Annotated in this window: 11 protein-coding genes; all 11 read left to right on the top strand. The window is 32.1% G+C overall.

The window, feature by feature from the left end:
- Positions 1-345 precede the first annotated feature (345 nt).
- Positions 346-2,373, top strand: coding sequence for a methyl-accepting chemotaxis protein (locus BN2390_RS19840; protein ID WP_053986031.1), 2,028 nt, complete (start codon positions 346-348; stop codon positions 2,371-2,373).
- Between the two features lie 181 nt (positions 2,374-2,554).
- Entirely contained in the window at positions 2,555-4,258 is a 1,704-nt protein-coding gene (locus tag BN2390_RS19835; RefSeq protein WP_053986030.1) for a methyl-accepting chemotaxis protein, read from the top strand.
- 552 nt (positions 4,259-4,810) lie between these two features.
- Positions 4,811-6,706 carry an endonuclease MutS2 gene (locus BN2390_RS19830; RefSeq protein WP_053986029.1) on the top strand — a complete coding sequence of 632 codons (1,896 nt, stop codon included), beginning with the start codon at positions 4,811-4,813 and terminating at the stop codon, positions 6,704-6,706.
- Positions 6,707-6,891: 185 nt separating this feature from the next.
- A complete protein-coding gene (locus BN2390_RS19825; protein WP_053986028.1) occupies positions 6,892-7,116 on the top strand; it encodes a hypothetical protein in 225 nt (74 codons plus the stop codon).
- A gap of 10 nt (positions 7,117-7,126) precedes the next feature.
- A complete protein-coding gene (locus tag BN2390_RS19820; protein WP_053986027.1) occupies positions 7,127-9,073 on the top strand; it encodes a molybdopterin-dependent oxidoreductase in 1,947 nt (648 codons plus the stop codon).
- On the top strand, positions 9,070-10,074 hold the full coding sequence (locus BN2390_RS19815; RefSeq protein ID WP_053986026.1) for a LacI family DNA-binding transcriptional regulator: 1,005 nt from the start codon (positions 9,070-9,072) through the stop codon (positions 10,072-10,074). Before BN2390_RS19820 ends, BN2390_RS19815 begins: the two co-directional genes overlap by 4 nt.
- Before the next feature lie 145 nt (positions 10,075-10,219).
- The gene (malQ, locus tag BN2390_RS19810; RefSeq protein ID WP_053986025.1) at positions 10,220-11,704 is read left to right on the top strand and encodes a 4-alpha-glucanotransferase; all 1,485 of its coding nucleotides are present in this window, start codon (positions 10,220-10,222) and stop codon (positions 11,702-11,704) included.
- Positions 11,705-11,707: 3 nt separating this feature from the next.
- The gene (locus tag BN2390_RS19805; RefSeq protein WP_053986024.1) at positions 11,708-14,080 is read left to right on the top strand and encodes a glycogen/starch/alpha-glucan phosphorylase; all 2,373 of its coding nucleotides are present in this window, start codon (positions 11,708-11,710) and stop codon (positions 14,078-14,080) included.
- 87 nt (positions 14,081-14,167) lie between these two features.
- Positions 14,168-15,514: an ABC transporter substrate-binding protein gene (locus BN2390_RS19800; protein WP_053986023.1), complete on the top strand. Its 1,347-nt coding sequence runs from the start codon at positions 14,168-14,170 to the stop codon at positions 15,512-15,514.
- 80 nt (positions 15,515-15,594) lie between these two features.
- Positions 15,595-16,437 (top strand): carbohydrate ABC transporter permease, encoded by an 843-nt coding sequence (locus tag BN2390_RS19795; protein WP_053986022.1) that lies wholly within the window; start codon positions 15,595-15,597, stop codon positions 16,435-16,437.
- Complete coding sequence (locus BN2390_RS19790; RefSeq protein WP_053986021.1) at positions 16,437-17,285, top strand: carbohydrate ABC transporter permease; 849 nt, start codon at positions 16,437-16,439, stop codon at positions 17,283-17,285. The genes BN2390_RS19795 and BN2390_RS19790 overlap by 1 nt, the downstream gene beginning before the upstream one ends.
- Position 17,286: the final 1 nt, after the last annotated feature.

Genomic DNA, 17,286 nt, shown 5'->3' with positions numbered 1-17,286 from the left:
AGGATATAATGAGAATTACTATAGTAAGTGTAATAGTAATTCGAAATGTCCGTACTAATGACTTAGATTTCATAGGGAGAGGTTCCTTTTAATATAAAAATAAAGATTTTAGAATAAAGTTTAAGCTTAATTTTATCATAACTCCTTATAATTTTAAATCTAATTTATGTGAATCTTTTTATTTAGAGTTCTGTCTACAACATTATATTGACCAAATAATACAAGAAGATTGAGTTTTAGAAAAAAAAATCTATAATCGTAAAAGAGAAATGATTATTCAAGGAAAATAATTATATATTAGAAAAAATATTCTAAAGAAAAATAAGAAAAAGGTGACTAAAGAAAATGAAATTTAATATAAATACAGGATTAAAGTTTAAGCTTATTGTTGTACCTACCTTAATTTTAATGGTACTAACGACAACTATTGTAATGAGTTTAAATAAGCAGTTATCAGAAGTAGTTATTCAAGATTCTTTGCGGAATGCACAAAATGTAACAAAGATGATTAATGAAGCGGTCTCTCAGATGATAGATATGCAAATTCACGATGTTATAGAGGATATATATAACACAAGTATAGAAGATCCAAATTTAACAGATCAGGAAAGATTAAAGACATTAGAGCTTTTTGTTAACCCAGAATATGCAGGATCAGTTGTAAGTTTTGCAGATATACAAGGCAAAACGATGGCAACCAATAATATGGGGTATATAGATTTATCAGAGTCTAAGCAATTTCAACATGCTATTAGAGGAGAGGTGTATTATAGTTCGCCAGTAGTAGATAGGCAGACGGGGGATTTTAGCTACAGCATTTCAGTACCAGTTCATAATATGTATGATAGACAAGAAATAATAGGGGTATACACTTATACATATGATGCTGCTGCATTATCAATATTACTGGATAAATTAGATTATGGTGAGGTAGGAGAGGCATATATACTAGATGAGAATGGGGCAATTATTGCTTATAAAGATATAGAGTTTGCTAAACAACTTATGAACTGTATTGAAAATGCAAAGACAATAGGAAGTGATGTTGAACTATCAAAAATTCATCAAGTAATGATCAATGGAGAAGAGGGGATTGAGCAGTATAGAAATGATGAGGGGAGAAGAAGTTATTTAGTATATGAACCTATTAATAGTAAATCTGAATGGTCACTAGGATTAAGAGTAGAAGAAGATGCAATACTTAGCATGACGAAAAAAATTTCAGGCTATGTTAAATATAGTTTACTAGGAATGGTCATTATTTTGGGGATGAGTCTGTATATTATTTTGAAAAGGGCTATAACAAGATTATCAATATTACAAGATTATATAACAAATATGTCTAGCGGTAATCTTTCACAAGTACCAAAAGAAAGTATGATTAAGGGAAAAGATGAAATTGCCGAAGTATGGAAAGCACTTTTTGCAACTCAGCAAGCAATAAAGAATATTATTGATGACACAAAAAATACAACTATATTATTGCAGCAAGAGGGTAATCAATTAGGTGATACAGCAGAAATTATGTCAGAGAATGCAAAAAATATAGCTATAGCTATTAATGGAACAGCAGAAGGGTGTCAGCAACAAACAGATAACATGGTGACTATATCTACTCAAATGACGCTATTTGAAGAGAAGATTATTGATCTTGGAGTAAGGGTCAAAGAATCTGAACAATCAGCAGAAATTATTAATGATAAAGCTGATTTCACTCAGAAAGAGCTTATTATATTACTTGAAAAAGCAGAACGTGTAATGGATACATTTAAGGTATTTGAAGCAAATATTAACCATATGAGTACAAGTTTAAAAGAAGTTGACTCTATAACAAAAGTTATCGATGGAATTTCAGAGCAGACTAATTTATTAGCACTTAATGCAGCAATAGAGGCAGCACGTGTAGGCGAATCAGGACGAGGATTTGCCGTAGTAGCTAATGAAATTAGAATTCTAGCAGAGGAAAGTAAAAAATCAGCATCAGAAATTAAAGGTATTTTAAATAGAGTTGGAAATGAAAGTGAAATTATTGTATCAGAAGCAATAGAGTTAAAAGAAGGGATTATAGAGCAAAATACTATCATTCAAAAAAGTGAAGAATCATTTATAAAGATTTTACAAGAGGTTAGCCAAATGGTAAGTAATTTAGATAATATGTCGAATGCTTTTGAATATATGAATGTATATAAAGGAACAGTAATAGGTGAAATAGAAATATCTCAAGATATCTCTCAAGATATAGCGGCAACATCAGAAGAGATAGCGGCTTCAACAGAAGAGTTTAATGAAATAGGAGAAAGTATTTATCAATCTTCACAAGTACTGAGAGATGTGATGAGTAACTTAGAAGAAAAGTTAAAGTTTTTTAGATAGTAACAATCGATTTAGTTAGATGATGAAGAGAGTATAAGGAGAGAATCAAATGATTTTATAAGGTAGCAAAGTATGATTGACAGGAGGAGAGAGCAATGATAAAATTGTGTGTCAAAATACTAAACTATAGTATAAAAAATAAAATTAAGCTCGAAAAATACTATCAGGCGGGAGAAACAGAATGCATCTATCTATAAAAGGAAAGGCTATTATTTTTGTATGTGGGTTATGTGTACTATTAAGTGGTTTGTTAAGCTATTTTTCTATTACATCACTTAATAATATAACGGAGAAGTTAGTAGGGGAGCAGGCGTTAGCAATAGTACAAACATTAATCTATCAGATTGATGGAGATAAATTTGAGGAACTTATTGAAAGTGAAGGAGAAGATGAAGCATACATATTACAAATGCATGAACTATTAAAAGATGTTAGAGAAGATACAGGTGCCACCTATATATATGCAATGATGAAATTAGATGAAGAAAACTATGGATATGTTTTCTTGGATGAAGAAGCCAATATATTTGGAGAAGCGGAAGAGTCGACAGAAAATCCAGAGCTATTTAAAGAAGCAATGGAGGAAGGCAAAAGTGGCTACACGGAGATAGCTTTAGATCGGGAATATGGAGAAATGTTGAGCGCAGTGGTACCTATTAAAAATTCAATGGGAGAGTCTGTAGGTATTTTAGCATGTGATTACGGCGCCGAAGAAGTTTTTGATAGAGTAAATGTGATAAAGAACAGAATGATTGTTTTGGGAATTACTCTGATTTTAGTTTCAATGTTAAGCGCCTATCTAGTTATTGAACGTATTGCTAGAAGACTACGTTCGATAGTAGAGCATACGAATATCGTTTCAAAAGGTGATTTAACTTTAAATATAGAAGATAGTAAGAAAGATGAGTTTGGACAATTAGCTAATAACTTTGGTGAGATGGTAAGAAAACTTCATTCATTAGTTAGTGATATAAAGGGAATGTCTCAAGTTATCGATCAGAATGCAAAAGATTTAAATACTACATCTGATGAAGTACATTTAGCAACTGCCTCAACCACTCAATCTATTGAAGAAATTAATGACAAAATGCTTAAACAAAATAATGAGCTAGGTCACATTGTAGAGTTTATGGATGGGTTTGGGCAAAATATGGATGAGATGCACTTGAATTTACAAGCAATACAAGATAATACATATGCCATTACTTTAAAATCCCAAGATAGTTCAAAAGCCATTCAGGATTTAGGGGTAGCAGCTCAGAAGGTAGGGGATACCTTAGAACATGTTAATATGAAGATTACAACTTTAGAAAAGCATATTATTCAAATATCTGAGATATCAGGACTGATTACAGATATAGCAAATCAGACGAACCTACTAGCACTCAATGCATCGATTGAAGCTGCAAGAGCAGGAGAGTCAGGAAGAGGCTTTGCTATTGTAGCAGAAGAAATTAAAACTTTGTCATTAAGAACAAAGCAATTATCGGATGAAATTATTAATAAAATTAAAGAGGTATCTAGGGAAACATTAGAAGTTGTGAATCAGTTTAGTAACCTAGATGATGATGTTAAGAAACAGATGAATATTTCAGAAGAAACAGTGGGTGTTTTCGAAGAAATTATAGAACGCATAGAAACTATCATTCCTAAAATGAAAAGTACGTTAAAGCAAGCCTTTGAATTAAGAGAAGAAAAGGAAGAGGTTAGTGGAAAAATTAAGTATCTTTTTGATATTTCTAAAGAGGTTGAAGCACTAGTGAATGAAATACATCATTTCTCACAAAATATTAATGGTGCATCTAAAGAAGTATCAGATAGTGCTGAAAAGTTAAATGGATTGATTGATGGCATTATAAATAAGATAGATGAATTTAAGATATAGAATAAATTTACTTTGACAGCAACAGCATTATTGCATATAATGTTATCATCATAATAGTAAAGGAGACATGTTTGTGAGTGTGGAGGTATCTAAAATAGATTAATTAAATATGGTAAACAAAAGTTATTAAAACTAGGGGTAATTATACCCTTTGTTTGTGATACCTTTGTTTGCAAATCTATGAAGATACAAAACGCACAACTAAACATGTCTATTCGGTCAACATTATAGTTATGCCTACTTATTGAAGATGCTTTAAGCATGGTAGAATGAGGCTATTTATAATGTATAATAGAAATGGTATAAGTGAAGGCAGCGTATTTTTGTACGCTGCTTTTTTTATATTTTAGGAAAGATAAGATTTAATAGCATATTAAAAAATAAAAAGATGATAGTCCTAGATGTGGTAAAAGACATAATTTAGGATAGAGTTATATAAGACGAGAATATTAAAATCTAATTAAAAATAGCATGTATGCTATCTTGTATTTATTTGTAGATGTGTAAGCAAAGGTCCAAGTAGTGATTGAAATTAAAGGAGACCTATAAACAATGAATAATGAAGTATTTGAAAAATTACAATATAACGAGATGAAAGAAATCGTAGAATCTTACTGCGTAAGTAGTTTAGGGAAAAAGCTTATAAGAGATTTAATGCCAAGTGGCAATAAAAAAGTAGTATTAAATAGACTAGAGGAGACAACTGAGGCAAGACGCCTACTTGATTGTACAGGGAGTGTACCATTACAAGGGATTTCAAATATTGCTGAGCTTATAGAGAAGGTAGAAAAGGATATCATCCTAAACGAGGAACAAATTACGCAAATTGCAGCCTTTTTAAGAGGATGTCAGAAGATCCAAACTTATATGAAGGATAGGAGCATCGAAGCACCCATGCTACAAGGCTATAGCCTATGTATTCAACCTTTTCCGGCTATTGAAGAAGAAATAGAATATGCAGTACGTAACAATAAAGTTTGCGATGAAGCCAGTAATACGTTAAAGAAGATTCGAAGACATATGGCAATAGCAGAAGATAAAATAGAAGAAAGATTGAACCAGTTCTTAAAAAATCCTCATAATAAATCTTATATTCAAGAGTTCTTTATTAGTAAAAGGCAAGGAAAATTAACTGTACCTATTAAACTTGCTTATAAGAACAAAGTTGAAGGAACTGTGGTTGAAAGTACAGATAAAACAGCATTCATGGAAATCAATAGTGTAAATAAATATACAGCGGAGTTACTGAATCTACAAGTAGAAGAATCTATGGAAGAGTATAAAGTATTATCTTACCTAACAGGTCTTGTATATGAAAAGTGTGACAGTATCAAACGTAATATGGAAGTTATGGGACAATATGATATGATTTTTGCTAAAGCAAAATATAGCAAAAGTTTAGATGGAAGAAGCCCGCAAATTAATGATTATGGCATGGTTGAGATTAAGCAAGGCCGTCACCCTCTTCTAAAAGGTAAAGTGGTACCACTAGACTTTAAGATAGGGACAGATTATCGTAGCTTAATCATAACAGGTCCAAATGCAGGTGGGAAAACAATTGTTTTAAAGACAGTAGGCTTATTAACACTTGCTATGCAATCAGGTTTTCATATACCAGTAGGTGAAGGCACAAAGATGTCTGTGTTTGATAAAGTATATGTAGATATTGGTGATGGTCAAAGCCTTGAGAATGCTTTAAGTACTTTTTCATCTCATGTCAAAAACCTAGCCTCAATCGTAAATAACACAAATAAATCTACTCTACTTCTGTTTGATGAAATAGGAAGTGGGACAGAGCCTGGGGAGGGTGCAGCGCTAGCTATTGCTATATTAGAAGCACTCTATCAAAAAGGTGCTATTACGGTTGCAACAACCCACTACAATGAAATCAAAGATTTCTCAGCAGGACATCCTGACTTTGAAAATGCAGCGATGCAATTTAATAGAGAAACTTTAGAACCTCTTTATAAACTTCTCATAGGTCAAGCAGGAGAAAGTAATGCATTATGGATCGCAAAGAAGATGGGCATTGGAGCAGATATTCTAAAGAATGCAGCACGTTATATGGAAGAAAAATGCTATAACTACGAGACAGTTGAGCCTAAGAGAAAAAGACTACAGATAGAGAATACCAAAGAACAAGAAGTACAAAGAGAAATATTAGAAAAGGGCGATAAAGTTATATTGTTAGAGTATGGTGAAGAAGCAATCGTTTATAAGCCAAAGACTCAATTAGAATCTCTAATTATATTTTATAAAGGTGAATTAGTAGAAGCAGATGAGAGAAGAGTGAAATTAAAACTCCGTGCAAGAGATTTATATCCTGCAGATTATGATCTAGACAGCCTTTTTACAAGTTTCAAAGAAAGAAAGCTAGAGCATGATCTTGCAAGAGGTTCAAAAAAAGCGCTTAAGAAAATTCGTAAAGAAAATAGAATAAGTAATTAGAAAGATTAATTTAAAAGGCTTTCAACATATAGTAAGTATGTTGAAGGCTTTTCTTTATAGAATAATTTTTTAAATTTAATAGATATAAAAGGCGAAAAAAGTAAAAAGATTATATTTTGAGGTATTATATAGTTTATAATAAATAAAAAGCAGATGACTAGTTGAGAATAGAAGGAGAACAAATAATGTTTGGTAGAGAAGACAATACGTATAATGAAATGATAAAAAATTCAACCTTACACTGGCTTAATGAAGTATTAGAAAGTGATGATGTAGTTAATAAAAATGGAGCTAAAGTGACCATAGAGCATATAGAATATTTAAATAAGAAAATAAAAGAATTAGAAGATAAAAATGCACTTAAAGATCAATTCCTAAAAAAAATAAAGGGTAAAATAAATAATATATAGGAGGGATCATATGAAAAAATTAAGTCTTGGATGTACACTAGATTGTTTTGATTGTTGTAAATTTAATGTTTATGTAGATGAAAATCAAGTTATAAAAATTGAAGGAGATAAGGAACATCCTTATACCAAAGGTTTTATTTGTAAAAAGGGATTAATGCATTTAGACCGTACCAATCATTCAGAGAGACAATATAGTCCATTACTTAAAGTAGATGGAAAATGGCAAGAGATTTCTTTTAACCAGGCTATAGAACTTATGGCTCAAAAATTAGGAATGTATAAAGAAGCGTATGGTTCAAAGTCTATTTTGTATTATGAACAGTATGGAAGTGGAAGTGTACTTAAAAGTATAGGTGATGTATTTTTTAACTTTTTTGGTGGTGTTTCTAAGCAAAAAGGCGGGCCTTGCTGGAGTGCAGGTATTGCAGCACAGAACCAGAACTTTGGAGATGTACGAAGTCATGCATTAGAAGATATGTTAAATAGTAAGACGATTATAGTATGGGGCAAAAATCCTGCACATACAACAATTCATACAATGCAAATGATTAAGAAAGCTAAGCAACAAGGAAGTTATGTCATTGTAATTGATCCTATATGTACTGCAACAGCTACGCAAGCAGACAAATATATTAGGATTAAAGCTGGTGGTGATGGTGCATTAGCTTTAGCAATGGCTAAAAAAATTATTGAAAAGAACCTATATAACAAAGAATATATATCAAAATATGTCAATGGATTTGAGGCATATAGGGATTATGTGGAAACATTTAATATGGAAAAACTATGTGAAAAAGCAGGTGTGACAGAAGCTGAAGTAGACTTCTTAGTAGAGAAGTATACAGATTTCTATGCAACCATTCTTTTAGGATATGGCTTACAAAAGTATGCTTACGGAGGTAATACAATTTGGCTGATAGATGCATTAGCAGCATTAACAGGTCAAATAGGCGTAAGCGGTGGTGGTGTTAACTATGCAAATAAAGTTTACCCAAGTGTTCTAAATTTAGATCCATATAATAGTGAGAGTTATGCTGATAATCGAGCGTTTTATGTAAGTCATATAAGTGATTTTATTAGGGAAAATGCTATCAAAATGGCTGTTATAACAAAAAGTAATTTACTTAACCAGCTACCAGATCTTAGAAGCTTAGAAGAAGCCTTACAAAAGATTGAGTTTAAAGTATGCTTTGATTTGTTTTTAACTGATACAGCACAAGTATGTGATTTATTCATTCCAACAACAACAGTTTTGGAAAGTGAAGATTTACTTTTTAGTTCAATGACAAATCCTTATATAACTTATAATGAGAAAGCGTTAGAACCTAAAGAGGCATTAATGGATGAGTATGCTTTTTATAGAGCCTTAGCTATGAAGCTAGAGTTAAAAGATTATCCCCAAGTAAGCAAGAGAGAATATTTAGATAAAGTAATAGAACCACTCAAAGAAAAGCACGAAGAAATGAGCTTAGAGTATTTAATCAATCATTATTTCACTTTACATGAAAGCATTGCTTGGAAGGATAAGGTATTTCTTACCCCATCAGGAAAATTTGAAATTCTTTTTAATAAAGATGCATTTACTGAAGAGGATAAACAAAATCATGGGCAAAGAGATAATCAATTTAGATTGCTAACCAATCATAGTAGAGACTCTTTATTTAGTCAACATTTTATGGATAGGGATGGGATAGCAAAGGCCTATATTAATTCTAAAATGGCAAAAAGACATGAGTTTGAAGATGGTGAAATCATCTATTTAGAATCTGAAAAAGGTGCAATACAAGTAAAATTAGAGATAGATGATCATATTGGTGACCATATTGTTATGATGTATGTAGGTTGGTGGAAAAAACATGGGAATCCTAATTGGATAACTGAATCAGGAATATCAGATATAGGTGGACAAGTAACATACAATGAAACATTTGTAAGGCTGAAGGGAAGAGATAAATGAATATTAAAGATATTGCAAGGTTGTCGGGTGTAGGGGTAAGTACAGTGTCGCGAGTGGTGAACAATCACCCAGATGTAAAAAAAGAAACAAGAGAACATGTTTTAAACATTATAAAAGAATATAACTATATCCCCAATAGTAGTGCTAGGGTACTTAAACAAATCAGTACAAAAAATATTGGTATACTGATTAAAGGGATTTTCAACCCTTTTTTATCTGAGATGGTTAGTATAATCAGTAAAAAAATTCAATTTGAAGGTTATACAATGCTTTTACAACATACAGAAGTTGAAGAGGATGATATTGAGAGTACGTTAAGATTTATAAAAGAAAGAAAATTACAAGGTGTTATATGCCTTGGTGGAAAGTTTAATGATATACAGGAAGATACCTTTAAACATATCGATGTACCTATCATCTTAACTTCTATTAACCTACCTGTTGCTATGAATAATAAGCAGCATGTATCTATTATTGATATTAACAATGAAGAGGCTGCTTATAAAGCGGTTAACTATTTGATTGAAAAAGGACATAAAGATATTAGTATTATGATCTGTGATGAAAAAGAAGCAGCCAGCTTAGAAAGATACAAGGGATATTGTAGAGCACTTGAAGAGAGTGATATACCATTTGATAAAGAAAATGTACTTAAGGGGCACTATCTTATGGAGAAAGCTTATGAAGAAACAATAAAGCTTTTACAGAATAAGAAACCTACGGCTATTTTTGCTGTATCAGATAGTATGGCTATAGGTGTGGCTAAAGCTATAACAGATAGTGGGTTACAAATAGGGCAGGATATCTCAATTGTAGGATTTGATGGAATGGATATTGCACAATATTACACACCAACTATTACAACAGTTAAACAACCTAGGGAAGAAATGGCCAAATTGAGCGCTGATTTACTTTTTGAACAATTGAATGGCAATAACCAGTCCATATCTATCTTATTAGATGCAGATCTTATAGAAGGAAATTCTTGTATAGAAATATAGTAAAAATTCACAAAAATAAATAGTAATAATGCAAATTTTACACAAAATTAAAGAAAAAGTTATAAAAATATTGTATTGTTGCTATTTTTTTTGTAATATCTTATTAGAAACGTTTCCGGTAACGATACCAAAAGGGGTGGACAGCATGAAAAGAAGTAGTGGTATTATTATGCATATTTCATCATTACCTGAAAAACATGGGATAGGAACTTTTGGAGCAAGTGCTTATAAATTTGCAGATTTCTTAAAGGAATCAGGGCAAAGCTATTGGCAAATACTACCATTAGGACATACGGGGTATGGTGATTCGCCATATCAATCCTTCTCAGCGTTTGCAGGCAATCCGTACTTTATTGACTTAGATATTTTGGCTAAAGAAGGGCTTCTAGAGAAAAAAGATTTGCAACAAGTAATTTACAAAGGCAAAAACAATCAAGTTGATTATAAGTGGCTGTTTGATACAAGATATAAGGTATTAAAAAAGGCTTATTTAAAAGCTAAAAAGGTTTTAAATAATGAAATAAAAGAGTTTGTAGTAGAGAATAAGAGTTGGCTTAATGATTATGCCATGTATATGGCAATCAAAGAAAAAATGAATTTTGTAAGTTGGCAAGAATGGGATTTAGATATTAAGTTACGCAAAGAAGAAAGTATGAAACATTATAGGATGAGTTTAGCTGATGAAATTGGATTTTGGGAATTCATTCAGTATGAGTTTTATAAACAATGGAATGAATTGAAGGCTTATGTGAATGAACTAGGTATTCAAATCATAGGAGATATTCCTATTTATGTAGCAAGTGATAGTAGTGATACATGGGCACATCCAGAGTTATTCAAATTAGATGAAGACAAAAATCCAATAACAGTTGCAGGATGTCCACCAGATGCATTTTCCGAGACAGGACAATTATGGGGTAATCCTATATATGATTGGGATTACTTAGAAAAGACAGAATATGCTTGGTGGGTAATGCGCATTAAAGAAAGCTTAAAGTTATTTGATGTGATACGTATTGATCATTTTAGAGGATTTGAATCTTATTGGGAAGTACCATATGGAGAAACGACAGCAGTAAATGGAAAATGGGTTAAAGGTCCAGGATTAAAACTTTTCAAACAGATTAGAGAAGATTTAGGTGAAGTTAATATTATTGCAGAAGACTTAGGATTTTTGACAGATGAAGTTCTAGAATTTAGAGATGCTACCGGTTATCCGGGTATGAAAGTATTACAATTTGCTTTTGACACAAGGGAGCAAAGTGACTACATACCACATACATATTATAAACATTGTATTGTTTATACAGGTACCCATGACAATGATACCATAAAGGGTTGGATGGAAACGACGGGAATGAAAGAGGATGTAGCATATGCAAAGACATATTTACATCTTAATGATGAAGAAGGACAAAACTGGGGATTTATAAGAGGGGCATGGAGTAGTGTAGGGGATGTAGCAATTACACTGATGCAAGACTTATTAGACCTTGGAAATGAGGCTAGAATGAATTTACCTTCAACTTTAGGTGGGAATTGGATATGGCGTATGCCAGAAGCAAGTTTAACAGATGCGTTGGCAGAGAAACTTTACAATTTAACAAAACTCTATGGAAGGTGTAAATGACCTATGAATAAGCAAAAATTAAAAGAGAGCATGCAAAGAAATTGCCAAGTAAAGTATGGAAAGTCTATTGAAAAAGCAGTATCTTATCAAATATGGAATAGCTTATCACTAGCACTTTTAGAAGCGATCGTAGAAAACTGGAATCAAACTCAAGAAATATATAATAAGCAAAAAAGAGCTTATTACTTCTCATCAGAGTATTTAATGGGAAGAGCACTTGGCAATAACCTTATGAGTATGCAAGTTTATGATGAAGTAAAAGAACTCTTGGAAGAAATGCATATTAATCTTAATGAAATTGAAGAAATAGAAGAAGATGCAGGACTTGGAAATGGCGGATTAGGTAGATTAGCAGCTTGCTTTATGGATTCAGGAGCAGTAATGAATATACCACTTTCAGGATACGGAATTCGTTACAGCAATGGATTATTTAGCCAAAAAATCGTAGATGGAAGTCAAGTTGAATGTGTTGATGAATGGCTAAAATATGGAGACCCTTGGAGTATTCGTAAAGATGATTTAGCTGTTGAAGTTACATTTGATGATTTTACAGTACGTGCAATTCCTTATGATACACCTATCATTGCATACGGTTCTAAAAATGTGAATACATTAAGACTTTGGAAAGCAGAATCTTTAGAGTCTTTTGATTTTGAATTATTTAACAATCAAGAGTATGATGAAGCCGTTCAAGCGAAAAATAGAGCAGAAGATATATCTCGCGTACTTTATCCAAATGATTCAAAAGAAGAAGGAAAACTCTTACGTCTTAGACAACAATACTTCATGGTAAGTGCTTCATTACAAGATATTATAAGAAGCCATAAAGAAGAGCATGGATTAGACTTTACAACTTTTGATAAATGGCATGTGATTCAGTTAAATGATACACATCCAGTGCTTGCAATCCCAGAATTTATAAGACTTCTAGTAGATGAAGAGGGCATGAAATTTGAGGAAGCATTAGCAATTAGCCAAAGAATTTTTGCTTATACAAATCATACTATTTTACAAGAAGCCCTTGAAAAATGGGAAATGGATTTAATAGAGCAATTATTTAGTAGAATAAGTGAGATTATCATTAAATTAGATGAATACTTTGAAGCTACTTTAGCAGACAAAGATTATGAAGAAGAAGTATTAGAACAATTCCACATTATACAAGATGAAAAAGTACATATGGCTAATTTAGCTATTCATGTAGGGTTTGGAGTTAACGGTGTAGCACAACTTCATACAGATATTTTAAAGGAAAGAGAACTTCATCAGTGGTATGAACTCTATCCTGAAAAGTTCCAAAATAAGACGAATGGAATTACACCAAGAAGATGGTTACGTCTTTGTAATCCAGAGTTATCAGCACTTATTACAGAACTTCTTGGAAATGAAGACTGGGTTATGGATCTTAGTAAATTAGAAGAACTTGAGAAGTATGTAGATGATGAAAGTGTTTTAAAAAGGCTTATGGATATTAAACATACCAAGAAGGTTCAACTTGCAGAGTATATTAAAGAGACACAAGGGATTGAGATTGATCCAAGTTCACTATTTGATATTCAGATTAAACGTCTTCATGAGTACAAACGCCAATTATTAAATGCTTTTTATATATTAGATTTGTATTATGAATTAAAAGAAAATCCTACTAAAGAAATGCCGCCAGTAACCTTTATCTTTGGTGCAAAAGCATTCCCAGGATATGAACGTGCTAAAGCTATCATTAAGTTTATAGGACAAATCCAACAACTAGTAAATGAAGATGAAGAAGTAAATCAAAAGATGAGAGTAGTGTTTGTAGAAAACTATCGTGTATCTTTAGCAGAAAAGCTATTCCCAGCTGCAGATGTTTCAAAACAAATTTCTATGGCAGGAAAAGAAGCTTCAGGAACAGGCAATATGAAGTTTATGCTAAATGGGGCTCCTACTTTTGGAACTTATGATGGTGCCAATGTAGAAATTGTAGAAGCAAGCAAAGAGGAGAATAACTTTATCTTTGGTTTAAGAGTAGAAGATATAGCCCAAATAGAAGATGAGTATGATCCACAAACATTTTATGAAAATGACAAAAATCTTATGAGAGTTATAGATAGTTTAATAGATGGAACTTTTTCTGATGGAGGAACAGAAGAATTTGAAGAATTACATGATTCTTTACTTGAAGGAACAAGTTGGCATGAACCAGATCAATACTATCTATTAGCAGATTTTAAAGCATTTAAAGAAGCCCAAGAAACAGTTTTCACAGCTTATCAAGATGAAATGAGTTGGGCTAAAATGTGCTTAATGAATATTGCACATGCAGGCGTATTTTCAAGTGATAGAACGATTATGGAATATGCTAAAGATTTATGGGACATTAAACCTATTAGAATATAGGGGAAAATACAACAAAATGGAAACGTTACCGAAACGAAAATAAGAAGGTTATAAAAATTTATAATAAATGTAAAGAGGGGTACGCATATGAAAATGAGAAAAATGGCAAGTATACTTTTAAGTAGTGCAATGGTTTTTTCTATGATTGGATGTAGCCAAAAAGAGCAAGCTAAAGAAATTTACTTTTTAAATTTTAAACCTGAAATAGCAGAGATTTATGACAAAATAGCAGAAGATTATTTTAAAGAAACAGGGGTAAAGGTTAAAGTTGTAACAGCAGCTAGTGGAACTTATGAAACAACACTTAAATCAGAAATGTCAAAATCACAAGCGCCAAGTATTTTCCAAATTAACGGACCTGTAGGGTATGAAGCATGGGCAAGTTATTGTCTTGATCTTAAAGATACTAAACTTTATAGCTACTTATCTGATCCAAGTTTAGCAGTAACAAAAGATGATGGTGTATATGGTATTCCTTACGTAGTTGAAGGATATGGTATTATCTACAACAATGCGATTATGGAACAATATTTTGCTTTACCAGATAAAGCAGTATCAATCAGTTCAGCAGATGAGATTACTAATTTTGATATGTTATCAGATGTTGTAACAGATATGACTAAACACAAAGATGCCTTAGGTATTAAAGGCGTATTTGCATCAACTTCATTAGGTAGCGGAGAACAATGGAGATGGCAAACTCACTTAGCAAATGTACCTTTCTATTATGAATTCTTAAATAACAAAGAGTTTGATAATACTATCTTAGCAAGTTTAAATAGTCCAGAAATTGACTTTACATATTCAGATAATTATAAGAACATCTTTGATTTATACATTAATAATTCAGCAACAGAACCAGGGCTTCTTGGTAGTAAATCAGTAGATGATTCTATGGCAGAGTTCGCTCTTGGTCAAGTAGCTATGGTACAAAATGGTAACTGGGCATGGGGACAAATTAGTGGTGTAGATGGTAACGTAGTAAATGCAGATGATATTAAATACTTACCAATCTATACAGGTATGCCAGGTGAAGAAAAACAAGGTTTATGTATTGGTACAGAAAACTACTTTGCAATCAATAGCAAAGTATCAAAAGAAGTACAAGATATGTCAGTAGCATTCTTAGAATGGTTATTCCAAAGTCAAACAGGTAAATCCTATGTAACAAATGACCTAGGTTTCATTTCTCCATTTAGTACTTTTGAAGATAATGAAAAACCAGCTGATCCATTAGCAAGAGAAGTACTTAGATGGATGGAAAAAGATGTAACATCTGTACCATGGACATTCGCAGGATTCCCAAGTGAACAATTTAAAAATGATTTTGGCGATGCATTATTAGAATATGCACAAGGCCAAAAGAATTGGGAAGAAGTACGTCAAGTTGTAACAGAATCTTGGGCACGTGAAAGTGCAGCAAAAGCAAAATAATACCCAAAAAAAAGAGTGAGTGTAAGTTGATCTGACTCACTCTTTTATCAATCTTATGAAGGACTTAAGGGGGGCGTTTTATGGAGAAGACGATTAAAAAATATTTTCCGTTCTTTGTATTACCTACAGTAATTGCATTTAGTATTGCATTTTTAATCCCTTTCATTTTGGGCGTAGTATTATCATTTACTGAATTTACAACAGTAACAGATGCGAAATGGGTTGGAATTGATAACTATATAAAAGCTTTTTCAAATGAAGGATTTTTAAGTGCACTATGGTTTACTGCTAAATATGCAGTAGTATCAGTTATTACGATTAATGCAATCGCATTTTTATTAGCACTTTTATTAACAAGAGGAATGAAAGGAACCAATATCTTTAGAACAGTATTTTTTATGCCTAATCTTATTGGTGGGATTGTACTAGGTTATATTTGGCAACTTATTTTAAATGGTGTATTACAAAACTTCGGGGTGACACTTACATATAAACCAGAGTATGGGTTCTGGGGATTGGTAATCTTAATGAACTGGCAGCTCATAGGTTATATGATGGTTATTTATATTGCAGGGATTCAAAATATTTCTGATTCTATAGTTGAAGCAGCACGTATTGATGGTGCTTCATCATTTAGACTTTTACGTAGTATTACAGTACCATTAGTTATGCCTTCAATTACAATTTGTTTATTCTTAACTGTTTCTAATGCGTTTAAATTATTTGACCAAAACTTAGCATTAACAGCGGGAGCACCTTCTAATAAAACAGCGATGTTAGCATTAGATATTTATAACACCTTCTATGGTAGAGTAGGATGGGAAGGAGTAGGTCAAGCAAAAGCTGTCATATTCTTTATCTTGGTAGCACTTATATCTTTACCACAGCTTATATTTACTAGAAGTAAGGAGGTTGAAAACTAATGGAAAGAGAAAGTAGCCCAAAAAATAGATTACTAGATGGATCATTATTTGTTTTAACAGTTATACTAGCGTTGGCATTTATTGCACCTATTATGGTTGTACTCATGAACTCTTTTAAAGGTAAACTTTATATTAGTGATATGCCATTTAGTATTCCAACAGCAGAGACTTTTGCAGGTATAACAAATTATATTAACGGGGTAACAAAAACAGGCTTTATACAGGCTTTTGGTTGGTCTTTATTTATTACTGTATTTTCAGTAGTTGCTATTGTTTTATTTACTTCTATGACAGCATGGTTCCTTGTAAGAGTAAAAACGAAGCTTACCACAGTATTATATTATATGTTTGTTTTTTCTATGATTGTACCATTCCAAATGGTTATGTTTACAATGACAAAAGTTGCGAATGTCTTTCATCTAGATAATCCTATAGGTATCGTTTTAATCTATTTAGGGTTTGGAGCAGGTTTATCCGTATTTATGTTCTGTGGGTTTATTAAGGCAATCCCAATTGATGTAGAAGAAGCAGCTCTTATTGATGGTTGCAATCCTTTCCAAACCTTCTTTGGAATTGTATTCCCTATTTTAAAGCCAACCGCTATTACTGTAGGTATTTTAAATACAATGTGGATTTGGAATGACTACCTCCTCCCTTATTTAATAATAGGAACAGATTACAAAACAATACCAATTGCTATTCAATACCTTAAAGGTGGATATGGCTCTATTGATATGGGAGCAATGATGGCAATGCTAGTACTTGCTATCTTACCTATTGTAATCTTCTATCTAACTTGTCAAAAGTACATTATTAAAGGTATTGCTGCAGGTGCAGTTAAAGGATAAT

Origin of the sequence: Niameybacter massiliensis, from assembly GCF_001282685.1 — a bacterium.
GTDB lineage: Bacteria > Bacillota > Clostridia > Lachnospirales > Cellulosilyticaceae > Holtiella > Holtiella tumoricola.
Note: the sequence above shows the minus strand (reverse complement) of the source record. Positions and strands in the feature narration are given on the sequence as shown.

Excerpts from the sequence above, each read along its gene's own strand:
- BN2390_RS19840 (WP_053986031.1), top strand. The coding sequence starts at position 346 with ATGAAATTTAATATAAATACAGGATTAAAGTTTAAGCTTATTGTTGTA.
- BN2390_RS19835 (WP_053986030.1), top strand. The coding sequence starts at position 2,555 with ATGCATCTATCTATAAAAGGAAAGGCTATTATTTTTGTATGTGGGTTA.
- BN2390_RS19830 (WP_053986029.1), top strand. The coding sequence starts at position 4,811 with ATGAATAATGAAGTATTTGAAAAATTACAATATAACGAGATGAAAGAA.
- BN2390_RS19825 (WP_053986028.1), top strand. The coding sequence starts at position 6,892 with ATGTTTGGTAGAGAAGACAATACGTATAATGAAATGATAAAAAATTCA.
- BN2390_RS19820 (WP_053986027.1), top strand. The coding sequence starts at position 7,127 with ATGAAAAAATTAAGTCTTGGATGTACACTAGATTGTTTTGATTGTTGT.
- BN2390_RS19815 (WP_053986026.1), top strand. The coding sequence starts at position 9,070 with ATGAATATTAAAGATATTGCAAGGTTGTCGGGTGTAGGGGTAAGTACA.
- malQ (WP_053986025.1), top strand. The coding sequence starts at position 10,220 with ATGAAAAGAAGTAGTGGTATTATTATGCATATTTCATCATTACCTGAA.
- BN2390_RS19805 (WP_053986024.1), top strand. The coding sequence starts at position 11,708 with ATGAATAAGCAAAAATTAAAAGAGAGCATGCAAAGAAATTGCCAAGTA.
- BN2390_RS19800 (WP_053986023.1), top strand. The coding sequence starts at position 14,168 with ATGAAAATGAGAAAAATGGCAAGTATACTTTTAAGTAGTGCAATGGTT.
- BN2390_RS19795 (WP_053986022.1), top strand. The coding sequence starts at position 15,595 with ATGGAGAAGACGATTAAAAAATATTTTCCGTTCTTTGTATTACCTACA.
- BN2390_RS19790 (WP_053986021.1), top strand. The coding sequence starts at position 16,437 with ATGGAAAGAGAAAGTAGCCCAAAAAATAGATTACTAGATGGATCATTA.